Origin of the sequence: Rhodopseudomonas pentothenatexigens (assembly GCF_900218015.1) — a bacterium.
GTDB lineage: Bacteria > Pseudomonadota > Alphaproteobacteria > Rhizobiales > Xanthobacteraceae > Rhodopseudomonas > Rhodopseudomonas pentothenatexigens.
In genome coordinates, this window is sequence record NZ_UFQQ01000002.1 from 228,305 (window position 1) to 253,373 (window position 25,069).

A 25,069-nucleotide genomic window follows, 5' to 3' on the forward strand; every position below is an offset into this window, starting at 1 on the left:
TCATGTTTTGATTGAAGCGTATCCTGCGTTGACGAAGTAGTTGGTGCATTCGTCTGGAAGGATAGTTCCGACGAGGTGGCCAATGTGATTGCAGACGGCGTCGATCGTGCACTTCTGGGATATGCGCATCCAGTGCTTGATCTTGGCGAAGACCTGCTCGATCGGGTTGAGGTCGGGCGAGTATGGCGGCAGATACCATAGCCTGGCGCCAGCTGCTTTGATCATCTGGCGTACGGCCGGCTCGTCACGCCAACTCATTACTGACCATTTTTGCGCGGACATCTATAGTATATTGCCCTACCCTTCCTGTCACTCACCCACGAGAGCGTCGACCCGCTGAGAGAAAGGCGCACTTCCGAATCCCACTTATCTCCGTTTGCATTGCATTCTGCACCGACTCTCCAAGCACGAAACCCACTCCCCTCCAGCGCTCGAAATACACAGCTTCCCGCTGCGGTGCTTGCCTTGTCCGTGTTGATGCTGGCAATTTCATCAGTTCCGTTTGTCGCGCAGGCAGAAGGGTTCGCGGCCCAGGTACCGATGAAAGTGTCATCCCCATGGACTCGCGGCGGCCGCTTCAGTGCATCTTCAACACGACCATCATATCCATCAGTCTGACCAAGACCATTGAAAACTTTGTAGTCCCTTAGCGCGCTCCTCGATCTCAAGCCCCACACTCCGTCTACACTGCCAACTAGATACCCAGATGAGCGGAGCCTTTCCTGTATCCACCTAGCGTCCCCCTCATTCAGAGGACTAAGATATGCGCCCTGCACACCCGGAAAGCTGAACTCCTCAAACGGACTCTCCGGTTCTTCCGAAATGCGGCTCCCAGACCGTGCGCTCGTAGCGAACAGGGACGCTTGCGTTTCAAGATCCCATTGATCATCCTGCCCTAACCCGGCACCAATTCGGAATTCACGCAAAGCTCGCCTTGAGCGAGGCCCCCACAAGCCGTCAGGAATTCCTAAAAAATACCCCAATACCCGCAACCTCTCCTGAACCCGGCGAGCCGCATCGGAATCCACTAAATCAACCAGAACCGCCTCTTCGTTGGGACGCCAAGCAGTAGACGGCACCAACACGGCCGGTGTGGCAATCAAGGGGCCAGGGAAAACGCATGATGCCAGAAACTCGCCTATTGCCTTCGATGGCCGTGGTACACGCAACACTTGCCGAGTATTTGATTCTACGATCTCGACTTCGATTACAGCAAACTCACTTCGCGACAATGCAAGCCGCAACGAACTGACAAGATTCCGAACAACACTTTCGTCCTGCCTCGATTCGCGAAAGGAAAACGTCGCCGCCCCTCCGGATCTTAGTGTCACGCGCAAGGTGGTCGTTTCCGATCGCTGGTTAACACCAACAGGATCCACCCCCAAAGATTGGCTGCACCTAATCGTGAGCCCCCGCAATCGTTCCTGTGGGAATGGACCCGCGGCAAGGCCAATCACACCATCCGCAATCTTGTCTTCAAACCACAATGCGTCTTCAAGACTCGGCCTATTTTCATCGGCCTTGCCGTCCACTTTGCCGCGATTTGGGGGGGCTGCAACTCCGCCAGAGGGGGCTGTCGCGGGAACGGAGCCGGGCTCACGGTTTGTCCCGTTGACACCATCTTCTTTTGACCTATCTCCGTTATCACTCAGGTTGAACAGAACGAGCGCACCGAGCAATCCGCCAATCAAAAGTACCGTCACCAAGCTTAAAAGATGCCTGAGCGCCCGCGGAGCACTCCATGCAGGCGGCATCGGCTTAACGGGCCCCTTAATCACAGGCGGTGCCACAGCTTGAGTGCCACCGAACGACGGAGCACTCGGCGCCGCCGCCTTTGCATCTACTCCTTGACTTCTTAAACCACTCAAAACTGCTCGATTGGACTTTGACACTGCGGCCGCCGCACGGCGACCGCCGGCGGTTGCCCCCGCCAAGTTTCGAACTGAACGCAGAATGCCGAAATTTGTCGATCGCTCTCGAACACCTAGCCTGAAAAGGGCTTCTTGCTCCTCTATTCGTTCAATTTGGCCATTCTCGGAAATGGTGATACCGACAACTAAACGTGTGTTATCAAGGTAACTGATCAATCCCGATACGCTGACCCACGTCGACTCCCACGTCTCGTCCGGCTCTGGATTCAGCTTTGCCAACCCATCCGCCCCAATCTCTGCCCGAACGTGCCTCTGTTGCGAATTGCCGAAGCAAATAAATTTATACCGTCGACCGACAAATCTCCCTTTTCGATTCTGCCGCTTTGTGAAACCACCCTTCACACTGACAATCTTGCCAACCAACTCGACAGTGTCACCAACGCACCGAACCACCTCTTCAACATCGGACGCGTTGAGGACTGGATAGACACCGAGGTAATCCCGGCATTGCGAAAGCACGCTGCCGTTGCTCCCTCCCCCGCTAGCATTCCAACTACCGCTCCGGAACTGCTCAAGGTTAGGCAGATCGCGAACCGGCAACCCACATATGCCCCTCAGACGCGCCGTCGTCTCGGACAGAGTTGGTACGCCTTCAAGATATTGAAAAACATCGGAGCCTGCAGGGTCCCGAAAGTCCTTGGCTTGGAATATAATGGCCTGCCCGCCGGCATTGAACCGCTTGTGTAGACTCCCGTCAAATGAGAGAGCTTGGAGGCTAGCGTCTACCACTGCGAATGAAAATCTATCAATGGAAGGACCGAAATCAGTAGTCTTGCGGAGCGGATGCTGAAAATGTGGCTGGCCAATTTCCGTACCGTCTCCCAACGTCATGCCAGGCACGAACATCCCATCGTAATCGATCAAACGCAGTGACCCATCCGGCGCAACAATTACATTCTCGTTTTGGATGTCTCCATGCGCCACACCAACGGATCGAAGGAATCTCTCTAGCTTCGCAAACTCCTCTCTAAGCGCCTCTATTTTCTTTCTGTCTGCCGCATTTCGCTCTAAGTAGACAAACAGGGTATCACCCTTTGCCCAATCCATCTTTAAGATCGGAAAGCGCTTACCTTTCACCAGAATTCCAGACGGCTGAAAATCGAACCTAACGAAATAATCGGACGACAGGGATTTCAGGGCATTGGAAATACGATCGTATCGCTGCTCGATCTGCGGAATTTCGCGATGAAAGCAACGCACCGCGTACTCTTTTGCCCCGACATTCAGTCGATACGTGATCGCGAAACCGCCCGACAGTGCCAATGGCAGACCAAGGGGTGTTGTCCGCAACTTTCCCCTTGCAAGCTCCCTATCAGCTAGCGCATGAGCCACATCCTGAATGGCTTCGCTATAGTCCGTGTTATCCGGGTAGGACATCGGTGGCGATCACAAGCAGTGTGGTGTCATCACGTCTAAGCCGCCCTATGGCGCGTTCCGCTTCGACGAATTCCTCAAAATCAGCCTCCGAATAGTTCATAACGCGATCGGCGAAGCAGTCCCGATTGTCCGACGACAGGAGCCACTCACCTAGCGCGTCACTCATTAATAGCAGCACAGGATCTTTGAGCTGCCACAATTGAATTGACTCTCTAAACGACGATCTGGCCGAAAGATAGAAATCGTTATCAACTAAGTTGGTCGATAATAGTTTCGGACGCTGCTTAAATTGCTCTTCGCTTTGATATGGAAAAGAGCTAACAAATCGACTTCCATCATAACAGACACCTAGGCTATCGCCAATTGCCAGCAGCATAACCGTTGCGCCAGGTTCATAAACGACAACACCAAGAAGCGATGCAAACGTTCCTACGTCGTAAGCAGCCTGGAGATTCCAAGGCATCGCTTCACGATCGAAGTACTCGCTAAACTCGAGCTGCGCCTCCTTCAGCCAACTGTGCGTTACGAACGGATCTGCAACAAATTTTCTTGCGAGAATATCAGACCACCGCGCTGGATCAAATGAGACAGACGCCCCATCACTGATGGCATGGAGGGAGCCAAATGGAAACTCCCTGCTGCACCAACTGTCCTCGTTTGGATCGCGTACAGACTTTGGTACACTGAACGCCTTCCTAAGAATCAGTTTAGTCGCCTGCTCGGCTGTCTCGTTAGACGACAATTACCTATCCATTGTAAGTCTTGGACGAGTCCCAATCTCGAAGAAATTCACGATATCCCGGGGATCTGCATTAAATATGTACCCTCGCGCTCCTTCAGGCACATTGTACCCACGATCGACCGCCATATGAGCAATATGGGACGGGAGCACGCTTGACATATTGAATAGCGTGCTTGCGAATTTATCTTGAACGGCGGGAAGCACCGACGGAAACTGTACTGCCCGCCCCGCATCACTTGAAACATGGGCATTGAACAACAAGCACGGACCATCGTTGGTCGAAATCTGCCTTAGAGCGGCAGCAACATCCGATGGATCGCCATCCCCGGACTCCCCGTCAGTAACGTGCAGGACGGTCGGTGGATAGCAGGTGGGGTATGTTTCGCACCACTCCGCAAGCACTTCAGTTGCCATCAGCAGAGCTGCGTTCATAGGCGTTCCGTTGTTTCCCTTGGCTTCAAACCAAACGGGAAATTTTACTTTGCGCTCAATTATTCCACCCGCACCATCATCTTCCGATCGAAGGCGATCTTCAACTCGTAGCGGTGCAGCGGCTACAGCCGAAATTGGGTGGAAGACGGCCCCCGCTAGGACGCCGCCTAGGCCGGGTGACGCACCACCTTCTCCATAACCTATCACGCCGAGGTGAAAATAGTCGCGAATCCCTTCCGATCGACTGCAGTTAGTCACAAGCGTGTAGATCGTTCGGTTTAGAACGTCAGCTACGAAAGAGGCTTTAGAATTTTGAGTACTCATTTTGTCATTCATTGAATGCGACTGGTCAATGACAAAAAGAATCGCTGTAGGATTGTCGCGGCTAATCTCGGATGAGTAGGTCATTCAATGGAGCCCCTTTTTCGGAGTAAATCTGCCGTTTGACGAAGCGCGAGTAAACATCCAAATTGCTCCCATTCGACAAATTGACAATTGAAAGGCACGTCTAGCGGGAACAGTGGGAAGCCTGCGGTAATATTCTAAGCAACGATGTATTCGGCGAATGTTTCGGTGGTCGATATTTGGCCACCGCGCGACAAGAGCGGAAGCCTATCCAACAGAAGGACAAACGATAATACCATTGACGTATATGGTAGCTCTTCTCGCAATATTGGTGGGGCGCACTAGGGCTCGAACCTGGTGTACAGAGGAGGGTAATCGGCTGACAGTGCCGTGGTGAGCGGGCAGCGTCAGGCACTACTTTGGCGACTTGTTTTTCGGCTTTCTTTCCCTCCTTCCTTTGCTGTGACGCGGGCAGGCCTTCGACGAAGGCGGTGTCGGGCGTGCGGCCGTTCATGCCGCGGCCCTGGTGCGGCCTCCGCTGATTGTAACCGACCAGGTAGTCGTCGAGAACGGTCTGCATCTCGTCCACGGTCTCGAACCAAGTGCGGCGGTCCTCGGCCCGGAAGTGCTCGTCGAGCAGCGTGCGATGCAGCCGCTCGACGATGCCGTTGGACTGCGGCCGCTTCACCCGTGTGGCGCGATGGTCGATGTCCTCGAGCTGCAGGAACAGCTCATAGGGATCCTGGTCGGGGCGACCGCAGAACTCCCGGCCGTTGTCGGACAGCACGGTCTCGATTCTGGCGTCGTGCGCCTCGAAGGTCGGTAGCGCGTCGTGGTTCATCAGATGCACCGCGGTGACCGGCAGCTTGCTGGTGTAGAGCCTGGCCCATGCGTAGCGACTGTGACAGTCGATCGCTGTCTGCAGATAGACCTTGCCGACGCCCTTCAGCGAGCCGACGAAGGAGGTGTCGATGGCGACCAAACTGCCGGTGTGCGGGGCCTCGATGTGACGCTCCCGGAACTCCGGCGAGAACCGTTCGAGCAGCCTCGTCTGTTCTTCGGACAGCTCGATGGTGCGTTCGGCGGCGGTCTTCTCCAGCCGCAGCAGGCGCTCGTGCTTGGTCAGCAGGCCATGGCGCTGCCACACTCCGCGGACCGCCGCCGGCGGAGACCTGCAGGCCCTTCAGGCGCAGCTCCTGCTCGACCCGCAAAGCGCCGTGGCAGGGATGGACCAGCGCGTGGTCGAGCACGGCGGCCTCGATCTCGGCCGAGACCCGGTTGGGGTGCGGGCCAGCTGGCGCCGGGCAGCCGGTCGATCAGCCCTTCGGCGCCAAAGGTCTGGAAGTTGCGGCGGATCTCGTAGAACTGCTACGGGAATAGCCCATCAGCTTGCAGTCGCGGCTGACTTTCTGAAGATCGGTCGCCAGTTCCAGCAGCGAGAGCTTGCGCCGTGCTATCTTGTCCTTGGAGGTCATGATCGTTTGTCCTTTGGGTTCGATTGGTCGTTTGGCGACGCCATCAAACCCGCTCGGACGCGGCGCGACCACCGGAACCGGACTCTCGGACTCTCGGACTCATGCGGTCCGCCCCCGGTTCTTTCGGGGCCGAACTGTCAGGTGATTACGATCTCAGGACGTTCAAGAAGAGCTTGATAGAGTAGCGCCTGTCGGCTGTCGTACCCAGTTTGATCAGGAAGCGTATTGGCGTGGTGGCCGCTGTGGGACTCGAACCCACACGGGCATTGCCCGAGGCATTTTAAGTGCCTTCCGTCTACCAGTTTCGGCAAGCGGCCATTCAGTTTTCCAGCCCAATAACCCACGCCCGAGACTCGTTCGAGTCACGCGCAGCGGGCCTATGTCAGGTTTGATATAGCGAGATCGGATTCAAGTATATGTTCCGATTGTGCTTTTGTCGCCGACACGACCGAATCTTAAGTCCCTTGCGTCTACCAATTTCGCCACGCCCGCATCCCGGACCGCGACGCCGCCTTCACGGTGGCGGCTGCGGTGGTGGCTGTCCGGCTCGGCGGCCGTGATGGTGCCGGGTTCCGCGCCAGTGCGCCGCATTCATAATCGACCCGGCGGCGCAACGCAAAGCGGGGTTGCAGCCGTGTGGCGGCTTCGCCGTCCGCGCGCTTTGACATCGCCCCGCATTGTCGGCTGGAATACGCACGGCGCCTGCGGCGTCGGGCGCGGCGGTCTGTCTTTAAGCCGATGCCGATTCCGCTCTCCTTCTGCCCTGCCCCGCTGTTGCCCGTTCCTTGCATGCAGGCCGCCCGAGACGTCCCATACAGCCCGCCACAGCCGAGGTGACCCGCGCATGCCGACCATCGACCGTATCGACGCCTTCGCCGACGAACTGACTGCGATCCGCCGTGACCTCCACGCCCATCCCGAGATCGGGTTCGAAGAGGTGCGGACCTCGGGCATCGTCGCCGACAAGCTCGGGCAATGGGGCATCGAGGTGCATCGCGGCATCGGCGGCACCGGGGTCGTCGGCGTGCTCAAGGGCAAAGGCGACGGCGGCCGCCGCATCGGGCTGCGCGCCGACATGGACGCGCTGCCGATGGACGAAGCCACCAACCTGCCGTGGCGTTCGACCATTCCCGGCCGCTTCCACGGCTGCGGCCACGACGCCCACACCACCATGCTGCTCGGCACCGCGCGCTATCTCGCCGAGACCCGCAATTTCGACGGCACCGTGCATTTCATCTTCCAGCCCGCCGAGGAAGGCCTCGGCGGCGCGCGCGCGATGCTGAAGGACGGCTTGTTCGAGAAATTTCCGTGCGACGAAGTGTACGGCCTGCACAACGCGCCGGACCTCGGCCATGGCGAGATCGCGATCCGGCCCGGCCCGGCGATGGCCGGCGCCGATTTCTTCGACATCACCATCTCGGGCTACGGCGCCCACGGCGCGATGCCGGAGCGCTCCAAGGACCCGGTGGTGATCGCGATGACGCTCGGCCAGGCGCTGCAGACCATCGTCAGCCGCAACGTCGATCCGCTGCAGTCGGCGGTGCTGTCGATTACCCAGATCCATTCCGGCTCGGCCTACAACGTGATCCCCGGCGAAGCCCGGCTCGCCGGCACGGTGCGCGCGTTCTCCGACGAGATCCGCAACCTGATCCGCACCCGGATGCGCGCGGTCGCGGCCGGCATCGCCGCGGCGTTCGAGGTCGACATCAAGGTCGACATCCGCGACATCTTCAGCGTGCTGGTGAACGCCCCCGAGCACAGCGAGCGCGTCGCCGAAGTGGCGAGCAGCATCGTCGGCGAAGCCAATGTGAAGACCCGCGAAACGCCGAAGATGGGCAGCGAGGATTTCGCCGACATGCTGCAGGCGGTGCCCGGCGCGTATTTCTGGATCGGCCACGACGGCAACGTGCCGCTGCACAATCCCGGCTTTGTGCTCGACGACAAGATCCTTCCGGTCGGCGCCAGCATGTTCGCCCGGCTGATCGAAACCCGGCTGCCGCTCGGCGGCGACAACGGAGCTGCGCATGTCTGACGGCCTCGCCACCACCGCCACCGCGCTGCACGACCTCTCCGCCACCGAATTGCTCGCCGGTTACTACGGCAAGCAGTTCTCGCCGAGCGAGGTGATGGAGGCGGTGATCGCCCAGGCGACGCGCTGGGAGCCGCATATCAACGCGCTGTACGGATTCGACCCCGATGCCGCGCGCAAGGCGGCGCAGGCCTCGACCGCGCGCTGGGCCAAGGGCGAGCCGATCGGCCTGCTCGACGGCGTGCCGGTGACGATCAAGGAGAACGTCGCCACCGCAGGCGTGCCGGTGCCGCTCGGCGTGCCGATCACGCCGCTGACGCCGGCCACGGCCGATGCGCCGCCCGCCGCGCGGCTGCGCGAAGCCGGCGGCATCCTGTGGAGCAAGACGACGATGCCGGATTTCGGCATGCTGTCGTCGGGCCTGTCGAGCTTCCACGGCGTCACCCGCAATCCGTGGGACGTGTCGCAGAACACCGGCGGCTCGTCGGCCGGCGCCGGAGCCGCGGGCGCGGCCGGCTACGGGCCGCTGCATCTCGGCACCGACATCGGCGGCTCGGTGCGGCTGCCGGCGAACTGGTGCGGCATCTTCGCGCTGAAGCCGAGCCTCGGCCGGGTGCCGATCGATCCGCCCTATGTCGGCCGCTGCGCCGGGCCGATGACCCGCACCGTCGACGACGCCGCGCTGATGATGAGCGTGCTGTCGCAGCCCGACGGCCGCGACGGCATGAGCCTGCCGCCGCACGATTTCGACTGGAGCGAGCTCGACGTCGATGTGCGCGGCAAGACAATCGGCCTGCTCACCGATCTCGGCTTCGGCATGGCGCTGGAAGACGAGGTTCGCGACGTCGTCACGCAGGCGGCGCGCACCTTCGAGGCGCAGGGCGCGATCGTCGAGCCGGTCGAACTCGGCTTCACCCGCGAGATGATGGACGGGCTCGACAATTTCTGGCGGGCGCGGATGTGGAGCGATCTGGCGCTGTTCTCCGACGAGCAGCGCGCACGCGTGCTGCCCTACATCGTGCGCTGGGCCGAGCCCGGCGCGCGGCTGAGCGGCGTCGACGTGGTCCGCGGCTTCAACCAGACCATGGCGGTGCGCGCGCTCGGCGCCAAGCTGTTTGCCGATATCGACTATCTGATCTCGCCGGTGGCGCCGGTGGTGAGCTTCGCCGCCGACGTCGCCTCGCCGTGGAATGATCCGGACCGGCCGTTCGATCACATCCTCTATACCGTGCCCTGGAATATGGCGGAGAATCCCGCCGCTTCGATCAACGCCGGCTATAGCGCCAAGGGCTTCCCGATCGGCGTGCAGATCGTCGGCAAGCGCTTCGACGATCTCGGCGTGCTGCGGATGGCGAAGGCGTTCGAAGGCCTGCGCGGCGAACAGAAACCGTGGCCGGTGCCGCCGCGCGCTTGACCAAGGCCGCACACACCTCCTAACCATTGTCATTCCGGGGCGCGAGCGCCAGCTCGCGAGCCCGGAATCCATACGCACCGACAGGGGCTATGGATTCCGGGCCTGCGCGCGAGCGCGCATCCCGGAATGACGCGCCGAAAGGCATCAACAAGAACAACAACGGGCGAAGGAAACACCCATGAGTTTCGAGACCATCAAATACGAGGTCGCCGATCAGATCCTCACCATCACGCTGAACCGCCCGGACAAGCTCAACGCCTTCAACCCGGCGATGCAGCACGAGCTGATCGAGGCGTTCGACAAGGCCGACGCCGACGACGACATCCGCGCCATCATCGTCACCGGCGAAGGCCGCGCGTTCTGCGCCGGCGCGGACCTGTCGTCCGGCGCCGACACCTTCGATCGCGACGCCCGCCGCGGCCCGGTGCGCCGCAACGCCGACGGCTCGGCGGACTATTCCGACCCGCAGGTGCGCGACGGCGGCGGCCAGGTGACGCTGCGGATCTTCAAGTGCCTGAAGCCGGTGATCGCGGCGGTGAACGGCCCGGCGGTCGGCATCGGCGTCACCATGCAGCTCGCGATGGACATCCGCATCGCGTCCGAAGCCGCGCGGTTCGGCTTCGTGTTCTCGCAGCGCGGCATCGTGCCGGAAGCGGCGTCGAGCTGGTTCCTGCCGCGCATCGTCGGCATCGCCCAGGCGTTGGAGTGGTGCTACACCGGCCGCGTGTTCCCGGCGCAGGAAGCGCTCGACGGCAAGCTGGTCAGCCGCGTCGTCCCGGCCGATCAGCTGCTGGAGACCGCGCGCACGCTCGCCAAGGAGATCGCCGCCAAGACCGCGCCGGTGTCGGTGGCGCTGATCCGGCAGATGATGTGGCGGATGCTCGGCGCCGACGATCCGATGGAAGCCCACAAGATCGACAGCCGCGGCATCTACGAGCGCGGCCGCTCCGACGACGTCAAGGAAGGCGTGTCTTCGTTCCTGGAAAAGCGCCCGGCGCAGTTCAAGAACAAGATCACCACCGACATGCCGCCCTACTTCCCGTGGTGGGACGAGCGCGAATACAAGTAAGCGCCGTCTCCAAAGCACGTCATTCCGGGGCGCGAGCGCCAGCTCGCGAACCCGGAATCCAGCAGTTACCAGCACAGCCTCACCGCGTCATTCCGGGGCGCGCGTAGCGCGAGCCCGGAATCCATACGCCGCAGCAGCGGCACTGGGGCACGGCGGCGGAACGCTGTTATCAGGACGATAGCGCAGGGGTTATGGATTCCGGGCCTGCGCCCTCACGGGCGCATCCCGGAATGACGAACGAGAGCTTGTTTTCGTGGCGAGATTCCGGGTTCGCGCGTTTCGGGCGCCCCGGAATGACGGTGAGAGGTTTGGCGCGCCAACCCTCACCCCTCCTTCGCCGGCGCGGCTTTCAGCTCCGGAAAATCCTCTTCGGAGAAGGCGAGCCCGCGCAAGCTGTCGGCCTGGTCGTGTTCGTGCTCGATGCGGCGGAGCTGGACGCGGCGGATCTTGCCGGAGATGGTCTTCGGCAGTTCGCTGACGATCTCCAGCTTGCGGATGCGCTTGAACGGCGCCAGCCGGCCCTGCATGTGCTTGAAGATCGACAGCGCGGTGTCGCGCGAGCGCTCCGCCTCGGCGGTGAGCAGCACATAGGCTTTCGGGATCGCCAGCTTGATCGGATCCGGGCTCGGCACCACCGCGGCCTCCGCCACCAGATTGTGCTCGAGTAGTACACTTTCCAGTTCGAACGGCGAGATCCGGTAGTCGGAGGATTTGAACACGTCGTCGGTGCGCCCGACGAAGGTCAGATAGCCGTCCTCGTCGGCGAAGGCGACGTCGCCGGAGCGATACACCTCGCCGTCGGCGCCCGAAAGCTTGCCGCCCTCGCCCTGATAGCCCTGCATCAGGCCGGCGGGGCGCGCGTCACCGAGCGCCAGCGTGATCTCGCCTTCTTTGGCCGGATGGCCGTCGGCATCGGTGATCCTGACCACATAGCCCGGCAGCGGCCGGCCCATCGAGCCGATCTTCACGGTCTGGCCCGGCGAATTGCCGACCATCGCGGTGGTTTCGGTCTGGCCATAGCCGTCGCGGATGGTGACGCCCCAGGCCGCCTTGACCTGATCGATCACTTCCGGATTGAGCGGCTCGCCGGCGCCGCAGACTTCGCGCAACACGACCTGATAGTCCGCCAGCTTCTCCTGGATGAACATCCGCCACACCGTCGGCGGCGCACACAGCGTGGTGACGCCGCAGCGGCCGATCGTCGTCAGCAGGCTCTTGGCGTCGAACCGCGGCTGGTTGACCACGAACACGGTGGCGCCGGCGTTCCACGGCGCGAACAGGCAGCTCCAGGCGTGCTTGGCCCAGCCCGGCGAGGAGATGTTGAGATGCACGTCGCCGGGCTGCAGCCCGAGCCAGAACATCGTCGACAGCGCACCGACCGGATAGGAGCGCTGGCTGTGCCGCACCAGCTTCGGCTTCGCGGTGGTGCCGGAGGTGAAGTACAGCAGCATCGGATCGTCGGCCTGTGTCGGCCCGTCCGGCGTGAAGACGTCAGGCTGCAGCGCGGTCCCGTCGTAAGCGAGCCAGCCGTCCTGGGCGTCGCCGACCACGACGCGCAGCAGATCGTCGCCGCCGAGGCCCTTGAATTTGGCGATCTGGTCGGGCGCAGCGACCACCGCCTTGGCGCGGCCGCGGTCGAGCCGGTCGCGCAATTCCTCCGGCGTCAGCAGCGTGGTCGCCGGGATGGTGACGAGGCCGAGCTTGATCGCCGCCAGCATCACCTCCCACAACGGCACGACGTTGCCGAGCAGCAGCAGCAAATGATCGCCGCGCTTCAGGCCCTTGGCGCGCAGATAGTTCGCGACCTGGTTGGAGCGCTTCGACAGATGCGCGAAGCTCGGCTTTTCCTCCCGGCCGCTGGTGCCGTCGACGATCCACAGCGCCGGACGGTTGCGGCTGTCCGGATTGCTTGCCAGCTCGGCGTCGAACCAGTCGAGCGCCCAGTTGAACGGCACCGGATCGGGCCAGCGGAAGCCGGCGACCGCGGCTGCGTAGTCGGTGCGGTGTTGGAGCAGAAAGGAACGGGCTTGCTGGAACGTGGTCATGAAGCACCTCGCTTACGAGGCACACCCGCAACCACTTCCTCATCCGTCATGGCCGGACTTGATCCGGCCATCCATCATCCTTGCGAAAGCGATGGATGCGCGGGTCGAGCCCGCGCATGACGGCTGGATCGGGGAGCGGTCGTGCCAGACATCGGATTGATTACTTCCGCCCCTGCTCGCGCAGGTAGTTGATGATTCCGGAAAAATCCGTGCCGCCGTGGCCGGCCTGTTCGAACGCGGCGTAGATCTCGGCGGCGTGCTGGCCGAGCGGGGTCGCGGCGCCGGCGGCCTTGGCGGCTTCCTGCGACAGCTTCAGATCCTTCAGCATCAGCGCTGCGGCGAAGCCCGGCTTGTAGCTGTTGTTGGCGGGCGACGCCGGCACCGGGCCGGGCACCGGGCAATAGCTGGTGAGCGACCAGCACTGACCCGACGAGGTCGAGGCGACATCGAACAGCGCCTGATGCGACAGGCCGAGCTTCTCGGCCAGCGTGAACGCCTCCGACACGCCGATCATCGAAATGCCGAGGATCATGTTGTTGCAGATCTTCGCCGCCTGCCCTGCGCCGGCACCGCCGCAATGCACGATCTTCTTGCCCATCTTTTCGAGCACCGGCTTGGCCGCCGCGAACGCCGCCTCGCTGCCGCCGGCCATGAAGGTCAGCGTCGCGCCCTTGGCACCACCGGTGCCGCCGGAGACCGGCGCATCGACAGACGCGATGTCGTGCTTGGCGGCGAGCGCATGCGCCTGCACGGCGCTTTCGACGTCGATGGTCGAGCAATCGATGATCAGCGCGCCCTTGGCGGCGTGCGGTAGGATCTCGTTCCACACCGCCAGCACATGCTTGCCGGCCGGCAGCATGGTGACGATCACGCCGGCGCCCTTCACCGCGTCGATCGCGGTGGGCGCAATGCTGACGCCCTCGGCCTTGGCCGCTTCGCACGAGGCCGCCACCAGATCGAAGCCGGCGACCTTGCGGCCGGCCTTGACCAGATTGCCGGCCATCGGCCCGCCCATATTGCCGAGACCGATGAATGCGATCTCCGTCATGTCCCCTTCCTCCCCTTTGTCTGTCTCCGGCGCTTCAGCCCGGAAATTTCAGCTCGTCGTCGCCGCGATCTTCAAAGTAGCGCGCCACGATCTCCGGCGTCACCTCTGCGATCGTCGCAGGCCGCCATTTCGGCTTGCGGTCCTTGTCGATCACCGCGGCGCGAACGCCTTCGACGAAATCGTCGCTGACGAACACCTGCAGCGCGGCGCGATATTCATGCACCAGACATTCTTCCAGCGACGCCCTGTGCCGCGCGGCGCGCAGCAGCTTCAGCGTCACCTTCAGGCTGGTCGGCGACTTGATGCGCAGTGTCTTCAGCGCGGCCTGCGCAAACTCAGACGCGTCGTTCTGCAGCGCGGCGACGATCTGTTCGATCGTTTCGTGCCCGAAGCAGCGGTCGATCTCGGCCTGATGCAGTTCGGCGGGGCCCTTGGCCGGCTGCCCCGCGAAGCGCGCGATGATGCCGCCGACCTGCGCGGCCGACGCGCCGCTCGGCGCCTCGGTGAGCGCCTGGCGCAGCGCCGCCCAGTTCACGGTCGGCACATAGGCGTCGGCGAATTGCGCGTGGATCGCGTCGGCGCCGTTCATGATGTCGCCGGTCAGGCCGAAATACGTCCCGATCTCGCCGGGCGATCGGGTCAGCAGCCAGGTGCCGCCGACATCGGGAAAGAAGCCGATGCCGACTTCCGGCATCGCGATCTTGGTCTTGTCGGTGACAATGCGGTGGCTGCCGTGGCCGGCGATGCCGACGCCGCCGCCCATCACCAAGCCGTCCATGAACGCCACGTAGGGCTTCGGATACTTAGCGATCTTGGCGTTGGTGATATATTCCTCGCGCCAGAACACCTTGCCGAGATCGCCGCCCTCGCGGGCGCTGTTGTAGAGGCCGACGATGTCGCCGCCGGCGCACAGCCCGCGCTCGCCGGCGCCCTCGACCAGGATCAGCGCGACGTTCGGATCGGCGGCGAAGTCGTCGAGCGCGTTATCGAGGTCACGCGCCATCTCCAGCGTCAGCGCGTTGATCGCCTTCGGCCGGTTGAGCCGGATCACACCGGCGGCGCCTTCGCGCCGAACAATCAGATCGGGTTCGGTGACGGCCCCATTCATCGATTGGCCTCGAGCAGCTTGCGCGACACGATCAGCCGCATGATTTCGTTGGTGCCTTCGAGGATCTGGTGGACGCGCAGGTCACGCACCAGTTTCTCGATGCCGTATTCGGCCAGATAGCCGTAGCCGCCGTGCAGTTGCAGTGCCTCGTTGGCGACGCCGAAGCCGGCATCGGTGGCGAAGCGCTTGGCCATCGCGCACAGCTTGGTGGCGTCGGCGTCCTTGCGGTCGAGCGCGGCGGCGGCGCGCCACAGCAACGTCCGCGCGGCCTCCAATTCGGTCGCCATGTCGGCGAGCCGGAACTGCAGCGCCTGGAATTCGTCGAGCCGTTTGCCGAACGCCTTGCGCTCCTTCATGTAAGCGAGCGTCTTGTCGAGCGCGGCCTGGGCGCCGCCGAGCGAACAGGCGCCGATGTTGAGGCGGCCGCCGTCGAGCCCGGCCATCGCGATCTTGAAGCCGATGCCTTCGTCGCCGAGCCGATTGGCGACCGGCACCCGCGCGTTTTCGAAAATCACGGTACGGGTCGGCTGCGCGTTCCAGCCCATCTTGCGCTCGTTGGCGCCGAACGACAGGCCCGGCGTGTCCTTGTCGACCACCAGCGTCGAGATGCCGCCAGGGCCGTCGCCGCCGGTGCGGACCATCACGACGTAGAGGTCGTTGGCGCCGGCGCCGGAGATGAACTGCTTCTGGCCGTTGAGGACGTAAGTGTCGCCGTCGCGCACCGCGCGGGTGCGCAGTGCCGCGGCATCCGAGCCGGAGCCCGGTTCGGTCAGGCAGTAGCTCGCGACCTGCTCCATGCTGCACAGCTTCGGCAGCCAGCGCCGGCGCTGCGCGTCGGAGCCGTAGCTGTCGATCATCCACGCCGCCATGTTGTGGATCGAGATGAAGGCAGATACCGCCGGGCAACCGGTCGCCAGCGCTTCGAAGATCAGCGCCGCGTCGAACCGCGTCATCGCGCTGCCGCCGACATCGTCGCGGATGTAGATGCCGCCGATGCCCAGCGCCGCCGCTTCGCGGATCACGTCCAGCGGCAGGTGCTTGTCTTCATCCCACTTCAGCGCATGCGGCGCGATCTTCTCGGCCGCGAAGTCGCGCGCCATGTCGCGGATGGCGATCTGGTCTTCGTTGAGGTCGAACTGCATCATTCAGGCTGCCAGTCGGAAAGGAGCGTGACGTACCGAGCATGCTCGGTGCCGGCAAGCTTGGCGGCGAACCGGCGGTCCGCGGTGACGAGCCGAGCACCGAGCTTGCGCGCTGTTTCGAGATAAATCAGATCGTAGATCGGATGGCGAAGCGTGCAGCCCCTTCGAAGAGCTGCGGGAATGACGTCATCGATGGAGACGATTTCGTCGAAGAATAACGGCAACTTATCGTACTCGTGCATCGCCCTGTCCATCGAGAGCTCGCCGCGTGCAGCCTTCCGAACCAATGCGTTTGCGACTTCAATCAGTAAGAGACGTGGCGCAAGGAGCGGATTTCCACTGCGTGCGAGCGAGATGGCGTTAGTCGACAGGTCCTCGTAGACAAGCCATTTCACAGCGACGCTGGCGTCTACGACCAGGCTCGTCACATGAGACCTTCGCGTATTTCGTCGAGCGTCATAGACGGCTGAGGCTCCGAATATTGCGAGAGGAAATAGGCCGACACCGCAACGCGCTCAGCCGGAGTGTACGGACGCCCCTCGCCTCCGAGCGCGTCGATTTCCTCGCGCAACGTGCGCCCGTTCGCTTTGGCGCGCTCGACATAGGGCGCCAACGTCTCGTCGAGCTTCTGCTTGAATGCGGTGTCGGTCATTGCCTGATACCAATGCAAGCTGCGGGAAATGATCTTACATCATTCCCCGGCGTTTCGCCTCACTTCATCAGCGGGATCGAAAACTCCGCGCCTTCCTTGACGCCCGACGGCCAGCGCGAGGTGACGGTCTTGGTCTTGGTGTAGAACCGCACCGAATCCGGGCCGTGCTGGTTGAGGTCGCCGAAGCCGGACTTCTTCCAGCCGCCGAAGGTGTAGTAGGCGATCGGCACCGGGATCGGCACGTTGATGCCGACCATGCCGACATTCACCTTGGCGGCGAAGTCGCGGGCGGCGTCACCGTCGCGGGTGAAGATCGCGACGCCGTTGCCGTAGTCGTGATCGGACGGCAGCGCCAGCGCTTCGGCGTAGTCGTGGGCGCGAACGACGCTCAGGACGGGGCCGAAGATCTCTTCCTTGTAGATCCGCATGTCCTTGGTGACGTTGTCGAACAGACAGCCGCCCATGTAGAAGCCGTTCTCGTAGCCCTGCATCTTGAAGCCGCGGCCGTCGACCGCCAGCGTCGCGCCTTCCTTGACGCCGATCTCGACGTAGTTCTTGACGCGCTCCAGCGCTTCCTTGGTCACCAGCGGGCCGTAGTCGGCGGTCGGATCGGTCGACGGACCGATCTTCAGCGCCTCGACGCGCGGGATCAGCTTGCTCATCAGCGCGTCCGCGGTCGCCTTGCCGACCGGCACCGCGACCGAGATCGCCATGCAGCGCTCGCCCGCCGAGCCGTAGCCGGCGCCGATCAGCGCGTCGACGGTCTGGTCGATGTCGGCGTCCGGCATGATGATGGCGTGGTTCTTGGCGCCGCCGAAGCACTGCGCCCGCTTGCCGGTCTGCGCCGCGCGCTCGTAGATGTACTGCGCGATCGGCGAGGAGCCGACGAAGCCCACCGCCTTGATGTCCGGATCGTCGAGGATGGCGTCGACCGCTTCCTTGTCGCCGTTGACGACGTTGAGGATGCCCGGCGGCAGGCCGGCCTCGAGCATCAGCGCCGCCAGCGCCATCGGCACGCCGGGATCGCGCTCCGACGGCTTGAGGATGAACGCATTGCCGCAGGCGATCGCCGGGGCGAACTTCCACATCGGGATCATCGCCGGGAAGTTGAACGGGGTGATGCCGGCGACGACGCCGAGCGGCTGGCGCATCGAATAGATGTCGATGCCGGGGCCGGCACCCTCGGTGTATTCGCCCTTCATCAGATGCGGAATGCCGCAGGCGAATTCGGCCACTTCGAGGCCGCGCTGGATGTCGCCCTTGGCGTCGGGAATGGTCTTGCCATGTTCGCGCGCCAGCAGCTCGGCGAGCTTATCGTAATCGCGCTGCACCAATTCGAGGAACTTCATCAGCACGCGGGCGCGGCGCTGCGGGTTGGTGGCGCCCCACTCCGGCTGCGCCGCCTTGGCGTTTTCGACCGCGGCGCGGAGCTCGGCCTTGGTGGCGAGGGCGACCTTGGCCTTCACCTCGCCGGTCATCGGCTCGAACACGTCGGCAAAACGCCCCGACTTGCCCTCGACCTCTTTGCCGCCGATGAAATGCCCGACCGTGCGCATGGACTTCCTCCTGAAAGGCTGTGTTCTCGTCCCCTTGAACAGAATTTTTTCAGGTTTGGGAAGGCCCCGCACGCGCGACACCTGTGCCGAAATAGCGATGCGGCCGCGCTGCGGCATGCGGCCACCGTTCGCGGTGGCGCGAGGCGATTGCAGGCGGTTCAATCCTGCGCGGCAGGCCTCGCCGCCGCCTTGATGGCGGTCTTTCTCGACCTCGCCGTGGCCGCCTGGGGCGGCCGTTTCGGTCCGCCCGGAGCACAATCCGCCAGCGCCGCAGCGCGCCCGGCGGCGAGAATGTCGTCGGACAATTCGCCGCTGCCGGCGATCCGCGCCAGCACCAGCGTTCCCATCATCGTCGCCAGCGTCGCCATCGCCTGCCTGCGCGCGGCCTTCGGGGTCGAGCCGACATACTCGGCGGCGATCATGTCGATCATTTCGTCGAGCTTGGCGGCGAACGCCTTGCGGGTCTTCGGGCTTTCACGCGCAATCTCGGCGCCGAGCGCCGGCACCGCGCAGCCACGGCCGGGATCATCACGATGGCTGGCGCTGAGATAGCCGTCGACCAGCGCGGCCAGCCGCTGCTCCGGCGGCAGTTCCTCCGCCAGCTTGCGCCAGCGCTCGGTGGAGCGGTCCATCGCGTAGCTGAAGGCTTCGATCACCAGCGCCTCGCGCGAGGCGAAATGCGCGTAGAACCCGCCGTGGGTGAGGCCCGCGTCCTTCATCAGATCGGCGACGCCGATGCCGTGGGCGCCCTTTTCACGCAGCTTCACCGACGCCCGCCGGACGATGCGGTCGTGGGTTTCCTGCTTGTGTTCCTTCGAATAGCGCATCGGCGATCCATGCCATGTTCAGGATCATATTATGACACGAACGCGGGCGTTTGCCTCAAGTTTCGCATCGCCTCAGGAATCGTGCGGATATGGCGTCGCAGCAGGCGCGCCGCCGAGCATCGCAAAGGTTGCGGTGGCGTGCACCGCCAATTTGCCGGCGCCGTCATAGACGAAGCCCTCGGTGTAGCTCGACTGCCGGCCGAGCTTCACCACCCGCCCCTCGGCCACGATCGTGCCGGAGCGCACCGACAGCGGCCGCAGATAGCTGAGCTTCAGGTCCATCGTCACCGAGCCCTGCCCGGCCGGCTGCCGTGTCGAGATCGCACAGCCCATCGCGGTGTCGAGCAGCGCGGCAGCGATCGCACCGTGCAGCAGGCCCGCGGTGTTCTCCAGGCTCTGCTCCGGATCGAGCTGCATCACGATCCGGCCGGGATGCACCTCGGCCATCTTGAAGCCGATCAGCCGCGCCAGCGGCGGCGGCGGCAACCGGCCGTCGCGGATCGCCTGCATCGCCTCGAGGCCTGACATCGCCATCGCGGCGCGGGCGACCGGCCCCGGCTCCTGCCAGTCGACGGTGCGGCTGCGGCGCTGAGCCGGCGCGAACAACTCGGCGGGATCGTGCGGTACGGCGGAATCGAGCAGCGTCATCGGCGAACTCCAGTTTGGAATTACGTATATCATATAATCGATCAGCAATCGCGGCAAGCGGCCGGGCGGTGACGTGCTTGACAGCCCCCCAGCCTTGCCGGGCATGATGTCGCGCCTGTCCCGCCCTCGCCGAAGAGATCCATCATGCAGATGCTCAACACCCATTGCGGCGTCGACCGCGATTCCCGCGGCGTCGCCCGCCTCACCATCTGCAATGCCGGCAAGCTCAACATTCTGAACACCGCGGTGATCACCGGCGTCCGCGAAGGACTGCAGCAACTCGCCGAAGACGAAAGCCTGCGCGTGCTGATCGTCACCGGCCAGAGCGAGCGCAGCATGATCGGCGGCGCCGATATCAACGAGATGGCCACGCTGGATCAGAGTTCCGCCGAGCGCTTCATCACCGGCCTTGCGGAGCTTTGCGAGACGGTCCGCGCGGTGCCCTATCCGGTGATCGCGCGGATTCCCGGCTGGTGCCTCGGCGGCGGCCTGGAATTCGCCGCCGCCTGCGACTTCCGCGTCGCCGCCCACGACGCCAAATTCGGCATGCCCGAGGTCCGCGTCGGGATTCCGTCGGTGATCCACGCCGCCCTGCTGCCGCGACTGATCGGCTGGGCACGGGCACGCTTCCTGGTGATGGCCGCCGAAAACATCGATGCCGACACAGCGCTGGCCTGGGGCCTGATCGACAAGATCGCAGCGCCGGGCGAACTCGATGCCGCGGTCGAGCATCTGGTCGGCGCATTGGTCGCCGGCGCACCGCAGGCGATGCGGGCGCAGAAGGCGCTGCTGGCGGCCTGGGAGGACATGCCGCTGCCGCAGGCGGTGGCGCATTCCGTCAAGGTGTTCGGCGAGGCTTACCTCACCGGCGAGCCGCAGGCGCTGATGGCGGATTTCGTCAACCGCAAACGCTGAGATCTAATCACGCGATCTTGGGAAATTCTCATATTGCTTTGCGGCCGACGAATTATATGATGAGCATCATTTTCAACTAGCCGGCTCACGCCCGAGCGCCGGCGCGTTCGCCGACAGGATCGCCGCATGATCTCCGACGCCCTCGCCGCCGCGCTGGCCCGCCGCAACATCCACTACGGCTGGGTGATGGTCGGCGTCACCTTCCTCACCGCGTTGGTCAATGCCGGTGCGGTCGGCGCACCCGGCGTGTTCATCGTGCCGCTGCAGCAGGAATTCGGCTGGAGCACCGCGGATATCTCGTCCGCGCTGTCGATCCGCTTCGTGCTGTTCGGCCTGATGGCGCCGTTCGCCGCGGCGCTGATGAACCGGTTCGGCCTGCGCCAGGTGACGCTGACCGCGCTCCTGGTGGTCGCGATCGGACTGATCGCGTCGCTGGCGATGACCTCGTTGTGGCAATTGATGCTGCTGTGGGGCGTGGTGGTCGGCGTCGGCACCGGCCTCACCGCGCTGGTGCTCGGCGCCACGGTGGCGACGCGCTGGTTCGTCGCCCGCCGCGGTCTGGTGATCGGCCTGATGACCGCCAGCGTCGCCACCGGCCAGCTCGTGTTCCTGCCGATCCTCGCCGCGCTCACCGAACGCTACGGCTGGCGGATCGCGATGGCTTACGTCTGCGCGCTGCTCGGCGTCGCCGCGGTCGCGGTGCTGATCGCGATGCGCAACCGGCCGAGCGATGTCGGACTGCGGCCCTATGGCGACACCAGCACCGAGGTGCCGCTGTCGGCGCAGGCTGCGCCAGGCTCGATCGCCGCCGCTGCGCTCGGCGCGCTGCGCGACGCGGCCAAGACGCGGGTGTTCTGGGTGCTGTTCGGCACCTTCTTCATCTGCGGCGCGTCGACCAACGGCCTAGTGCAGGTTCACCTGATTCCGCTGTGCGCGGATTTCAACATCCCGCAGGTGCAGGCCGCGGGACTGCTGGCGGCGATGGGCGTGTTCGATTTCATCGGCACCATCCTGTCGGGCTGGCTGGCCGACCGCTACGACAATCGCTGGCTGCTGTTCTGGTACTACGGCCTGCGCGGCCTCAGCCTGCTGGCGCTGCCGTTCACCGACTTCTCGTTCTACGGCCTGTCGCTGTTCGCGGTGTTTTACGGCCTGGACTGGGTCGCCACCGTGCCGCCGACGGTGCGGCTGACGGCGCAGAAGTTCGGCCCCGAGCGCGCCAATCTGGTGTTCGGCTGGATCTTCGCCGGCCACCAGCTCGGCGCCGCCACCGCCGCCTTCGGCGCCGGCCTGTCGCGCGACCTGCTGGCGAGCTACCTGCCGGCGTTCTTCATCGCCGGCGCCCTGTGCGTGATCGCCGCCGCGGCCGCGCTGACGATCAGCAAGGCGGCCAAGCCGGCGGCGGCGTGAACAGGAGCGTTGCCTGCTCCCTCTCTCCGCCCGTCGCGGGGAGAGGGTTGGGGTGAGGGGCAAGGCACGGCCCTTCAGCGCGTCCGAACTATCAGGAAGACAAGTCATCAGGCCCGAGAGGCTGCGCGTTCGGCAACCTCAGTGCCTGGCCCCTCACCCGACCGGCTGCGCCGGTCGACCTCTCCCCGCGCTGCGGGGAGAGGTCGAAAGGCCTACGGCCGCATCCGCATGCCGGTCGCGACGCCGGGCTTGCGCAGCGGTTCGGCCAAGCGGGCGAATTCGCACAGCAGCGAGCGCGTCTTGCGCGGATCGATGATTTCTTCGACCCAGAACTTTTCGGCCGAGCGGAACGGCGAGCGCAGCTTGTTCAGCCGGTCCTCGATCTCGCGCATCTTGGCGTCGCGATCGTCCGCGGCGTCGAGATCGGCGCGGTAGGCCGCCTCGATGCCGCCCTCGAGCGGCAGTGAGCCCCAATAGGCCGACGGCCAGGCGTAGCGCATCGAGAACCGGTTGGCCGGCTGGTGCACTACGCCGGCGACGCCGAAGGCGTTGCGGACGATGATCGTGCACCACGGCACGGTGGACTGATTGACCGCCGTCATCGCGCGCACGCCGTGGCGGATCGTCGCCGACTTCTCGGCCTCCAGCCCGATCATGAAGCCTGGACAGTCCATCAGATACACCACCGGCAGATGGAAGGTCTCGGCGAGATCGACGAAGCGAATCACCTTCTGGCAGGTGTCCGCCGTCCACGACCCGCCATAGTGATACGGATCGCCGGCCAGCAGCGCCACCGCCCGCCCTTCGAGCCGGGCGAGACCGGTGATGATCGAACGGCCGAACGCCGAGCCGATCTCGAAGAACGAGCCCTGATCGACCACCGCTTCGATGATCGGCCGCATCTTGTAGACCTGCCGGCGATTGCGCGGCACCGCCTTCAGCAGCTTCTCATCGGTGCGATCGGGATCGTCGTCGCAGGCAATCGTCGGCGGCAGTTCGTGCACCGACGACGGCAGATAGGACAGGAAGCGCCGCGCGCAGGCGAAGGCTTCTTCCTCGGTGTCGACCGCATGGTCGATCGCGCCGGCGCGGGTCTGGATGTCGGCGCCGCCGAGCTCCTGCTTGGTCAGATCCTGGCCGAGTCGCGCCACCACCGGCGGGCCGGCGACGAACATCGCCGAACTGCGGGTCATGATCGAATAGTGGCTGGCGGCGAGCCGCGCCGCGCCGAGGCCGGCGACCGAGCCGAGCCCGAGCGCCACCACCGGCACCTGCGCGAGGTTCGCCGTCGTGTACCAGTACCAGCGGGTGCCATCGACGCCGCCCGGCAGATTGGCGGCGCCCTTGCTCTCGATCGTCTTCACCGAGCCGCCGCCGCCCGATCCTTCGATCACGCGAATGATCGGCAGGCGGTAGTCGTGCGCCATCTCCTCCGCCATCTGCGGCTTGGCGTGGATCGAGGCGTCGGCCGAGCCGCCGCGCACGGTGAAATCGTCGCCGACCACCACCACGGTGCGGCCGTCGATCTTCGCCCGGCCGAACACGCAGTTCGCCGGGGTCAGATCGATCAGTTCGCCATTGGCGTCGTACTCGCCGAGACCGGCGACGGCGCCGATCTCGTGGAAGCTGCCGGCGTCGCTCAGCCGGTCGATGCGCTCACGGACGGTGAGCCGGCCCTGGTCATGCTGGCGCTTGACCTTGTCGATGCCGCCCATCTGCCGCGCGAAGTTCTCGCGCCGGGCCAGCTCGTCGAGCTCCGGCTTCCAACTCATGCATTCCCTCCGGTCTGATCGTCTTCTTGTTATTGCTTGCCGATGGGCGCACCGCGACCAGACCGCCGTCCGCATTCTGCACCAGCGGTTCGATCGATCCGGCGAGCTTGAGCAGCACCGGCGCGATCTCTTCGTGCAGCCGCTGCTCGTCGTACATCGCGGCGAGCACGCCGATCGTCACCATCACGTAGGTCTGGTATTGCGGAGACCACATCGGCACGGCGATGCCGTTGATGTGGGGGCTGAACAATCCGCAAGACACCACATAGCCGCGCTCACGCAGCATCGCGCGGCCGGCTTCGAGCCGCTCGCTCAACAGCGCCGCGTCGGCCGGGGCTTCGCGCCGGATGTCGGCCAGCAACGCGGCGGCGACGTTGTCGTCGAGCGAAGCAGCGTAGGCGTGGCCGGCCGCGGACCGGCTGATCGCGATCCGGCTGCCGGTGGTCGAATGCAGGCCGAGCGCATGCGGGGCGCGCGCGAATTCGAGATACACCAGATGAGAGCGGTCCGGGATCAGGAAGCCGACGGTGCCGGGGATCTGGTCGGCGACTTCCTGCAAACGGGTGCGGATCAGATTGCGCAGTTGCAGGCCGCGGGTCATCGACGTGCTCATCGCGACCGCTGAGGGACCGATCCGGTACTTCTGATCGCGCGGCAGGTAGACCAGCTGGCCCATGCGAGTCAGCGTATGGGTGAGGCGCGACACCGTCGAGCGCGGCAAGCCGCAGCGATTGGAAATTTCGAGATTGCCGAGCCGGACGTCGTGTCCTTCGAAGCAGCGCAGCACGTCGAAGGCGCGCGACACCACCTGAATCACATCGCCGTCACCGGCCACGTCCCCTTGCCTGCACAGTCGTTCCGAGCGTCGTCCCATGTCTTTTGTCCTGCGTGGTTATGATGCCCGATGCGCCGGGAGCGCCCACCTTCCCGACCCCGGCCCATCTTACGTTCTTGGTTGTTATCGTCGTCTAGTTTCGCACAGCGGAATATAATTCCGCTTGAAGACAAAGCTACATCAGGCAAATTGCGAGGACAACATCGACGGGCGCCGCGCAACGCCCTACGCGCGACCACTCGGCGCAAGATTTTTCGCTGCGACCGCCGCAGCGGAACCGGCGCCGACAACAACAAC

General features: G+C 64.1%; 19 protein-coding genes, 1 tRNA gene and 2 pseudogenes. 5 read left to right on the forward strand and 17 right to left on the reverse strand.

The annotated features are described in order from the left end of the window. From DWA33_RS02525 to DWA33_RS02550, 6 genes and pseudogenes are all read right to left on the reverse strand, one after another. Positions 1-237 (reverse strand): annotated as a pseudogene (locus DWA33_RS02525) (transposase); the annotation flags it as partial. Between the two features lie 20 nt (positions 238-257). Continuing rightward, the gene (locus DWA33_RS02530) at positions 258-3,308 is read right to left on the reverse strand and encodes a peptidoglycan-binding protein (RefSeq protein WP_114356509.1); all 3,051 of its coding nucleotides are present in this window, start codon (positions 3,306-3,308) and stop codon (positions 258-260) included. Further along, complete coding sequence (locus DWA33_RS24865; RefSeq protein ID WP_147270216.1) at positions 3,292-4,050, reverse strand: hypothetical protein; 759 nt, start codon at positions 4,048-4,050, stop codon at positions 3,292-3,294. Before DWA33_RS24865 ends, DWA33_RS02530 begins: the two co-directional genes overlap by 17 nt. Next, a complete protein-coding gene (locus tag DWA33_RS02540; protein ID WP_114356511.1) occupies positions 4,051-4,890 on the reverse strand; it encodes a vWA domain-containing protein in 840 nt (279 codons plus the stop codon). A gap of 409 nt (positions 4,891-5,299) precedes the next feature. Beyond that, a pseudogene (locus DWA33_RS02545) lies at positions 5,300-6,302 on the reverse strand (IS481 family transposase); the annotation flags it as partial. A 231-nt stretch (positions 6,303-6,533) separates the two neighbouring features. Then, positions 6,534-6,619, reverse strand: a tRNA-Leu gene (locus DWA33_RS02550). A 527-nt stretch (positions 6,620-7,146) separates the two neighbouring features. On the opposite strand from DWA33_RS02550, the gene DWA33_RS02555 reads away from it, so the two are divergent. The 3 genes from DWA33_RS02555 to DWA33_RS02565 all read left to right on the forward strand — a co-directional run bounded on the left by DWA33_RS02555 (position 7,147) and on the right by DWA33_RS02565 (position 10,814). After that, positions 7,147-8,334: a M20 aminoacylase family protein gene (locus tag DWA33_RS02555; protein WP_114356512.1), complete on the forward strand. Its 1,188-nt coding sequence runs from the start codon at positions 7,147-7,149 to the stop codon at positions 8,332-8,334. After that, positions 8,327-9,745, forward strand: coding sequence for an amidase (locus tag DWA33_RS02560; protein WP_114356513.1), 1,419 nt, complete (start codon positions 8,327-8,329; stop codon positions 9,743-9,745). Before DWA33_RS02555 ends, DWA33_RS02560 begins: the two co-directional genes overlap by 8 nt. 178 nt (positions 9,746-9,923) lie before the next feature. After that, a complete protein-coding gene (locus DWA33_RS02565) occupies positions 9,924-10,814 on the forward strand; it encodes a crotonase/enoyl-CoA hydratase family protein (protein ID WP_114356514.1) in 891 nt (296 codons plus the stop codon). Positions 10,815-11,137: 323 nt separating this feature from the next. Here the strand turns inward: DWA33_RS02565 and DWA33_RS02570 are convergent, their stop codons facing one another. The 9 genes from DWA33_RS02570 to DWA33_RS02610 all read right to left on the reverse strand — a co-directional run bounded on the left by DWA33_RS02570 (position 11,138) and on the right by DWA33_RS02610 (position 19,840). Continuing rightward, positions 11,138-12,859, reverse strand: a complete 1,722-nt coding sequence (locus DWA33_RS02570) for an AMP-binding protein (protein ID WP_114356515.1) — start codon at positions 12,857-12,859, stop codon at positions 11,138-11,140. Between the two features lie 160 nt (positions 12,860-13,019). Continuing rightward, positions 13,020-13,907, reverse strand: coding sequence for a 3-hydroxyisobutyrate dehydrogenase (mmsB, locus tag DWA33_RS02575; protein WP_114356516.1), 888 nt, complete (start codon positions 13,905-13,907; stop codon positions 13,020-13,022). A 34-nt stretch (positions 13,908-13,941) separates the two neighbouring features. After that, on the reverse strand, positions 13,942-15,015 hold the full coding sequence (locus tag DWA33_RS02580; protein WP_114356517.1) for an enoyl-CoA hydratase/isomerase family protein: 1,074 nt from the start codon (positions 15,013-15,015) through the stop codon (positions 13,942-13,944). After that, positions 15,012-16,157, reverse strand: coding sequence for an isobutyryl-CoA dehydrogenase (locus DWA33_RS02585; protein ID WP_114356607.1), 1,146 nt, complete (start codon positions 16,155-16,157; stop codon positions 15,012-15,014). Before DWA33_RS02585 ends, DWA33_RS02580 begins: the two co-directional genes overlap by 4 nt. Further along, positions 16,157-16,585 carry a type II toxin-antitoxin system VapC family toxin gene (locus tag DWA33_RS02590; RefSeq protein WP_013501683.1) on the reverse strand — a complete coding sequence of 143 codons (429 nt, stop codon included), beginning with the start codon at positions 16,583-16,585 and terminating at the stop codon, positions 16,157-16,159. Before DWA33_RS02590 ends, DWA33_RS02585 begins: the two co-directional genes overlap by 1 nt. Then, positions 16,582-16,809, reverse strand: a complete 228-nt coding sequence (locus DWA33_RS02595) for a hypothetical protein (RefSeq protein ID WP_041807176.1) — start codon at positions 16,807-16,809, stop codon at positions 16,582-16,584. The genes DWA33_RS02590 and DWA33_RS02595 overlap by 4 nt, the downstream gene beginning before the upstream one ends. A gap of 59 nt (positions 16,810-16,868) precedes the next feature. Then, entirely contained in the window at positions 16,869-18,365 is a 1,497-nt protein-coding gene (locus DWA33_RS02600; protein WP_114356518.1) for a CoA-acylating methylmalonate-semialdehyde dehydrogenase, read from the reverse strand. Between the two features lie 158 nt (positions 18,366-18,523). Beyond that, on the reverse strand, positions 18,524-19,192 hold the full coding sequence (locus DWA33_RS02605; protein ID WP_114356519.1) for a TetR/AcrR family transcriptional regulator: 669 nt from the start codon (positions 19,190-19,192) through the stop codon (positions 18,524-18,526). 72 nt (positions 19,193-19,264) lie between these two features. Further along, positions 19,265-19,840, reverse strand: coding sequence for a PaaI family thioesterase (locus DWA33_RS02610; protein ID WP_114356520.1), 576 nt, complete (start codon positions 19,838-19,840; stop codon positions 19,265-19,267). 144 nt (positions 19,841-19,984) lie between these two features. On the opposite strand from DWA33_RS02610, the gene DWA33_RS02615 reads away from it, so the two are divergent. Together DWA33_RS02615 and DWA33_RS02620 are read left to right on the forward strand one after the other, a co-directional pair. Beyond that, positions 19,985-20,755, forward strand: coding sequence for an enoyl-CoA hydratase (locus DWA33_RS02615; RefSeq protein WP_114356521.1), 771 nt, complete (start codon positions 19,985-19,987; stop codon positions 20,753-20,755). Positions 20,756-20,881: 126 nt separating this feature from the next. Next, positions 20,882-22,165 (forward strand): MFS transporter, encoded by a 1,284-nt coding sequence (locus DWA33_RS02620; protein WP_114356522.1) that lies wholly within the window; start codon positions 20,882-20,884, stop codon positions 22,163-22,165. Positions 22,166-22,377: 212 nt separating this feature from the next. Here DWA33_RS02620 and DWA33_RS02625 read toward each other — a convergent pair whose 3' ends face one another. Then, entirely contained in the window at positions 22,378-23,937 is a 1,560-nt protein-coding gene (locus DWA33_RS02625; RefSeq protein ID WP_114356523.1) for an acyl-CoA carboxylase subunit beta, read from the reverse strand. Next, complete coding sequence (locus tag DWA33_RS02630) at positions 23,846-24,811, reverse strand: IclR family transcriptional regulator (protein ID WP_114356524.1); 966 nt, start codon at positions 24,809-24,811, stop codon at positions 23,846-23,848. The genes DWA33_RS02625 and DWA33_RS02630 overlap by 92 nt, the downstream gene beginning before the upstream one ends. Positions 24,812-25,069 lie beyond the last annotated feature (258 nt).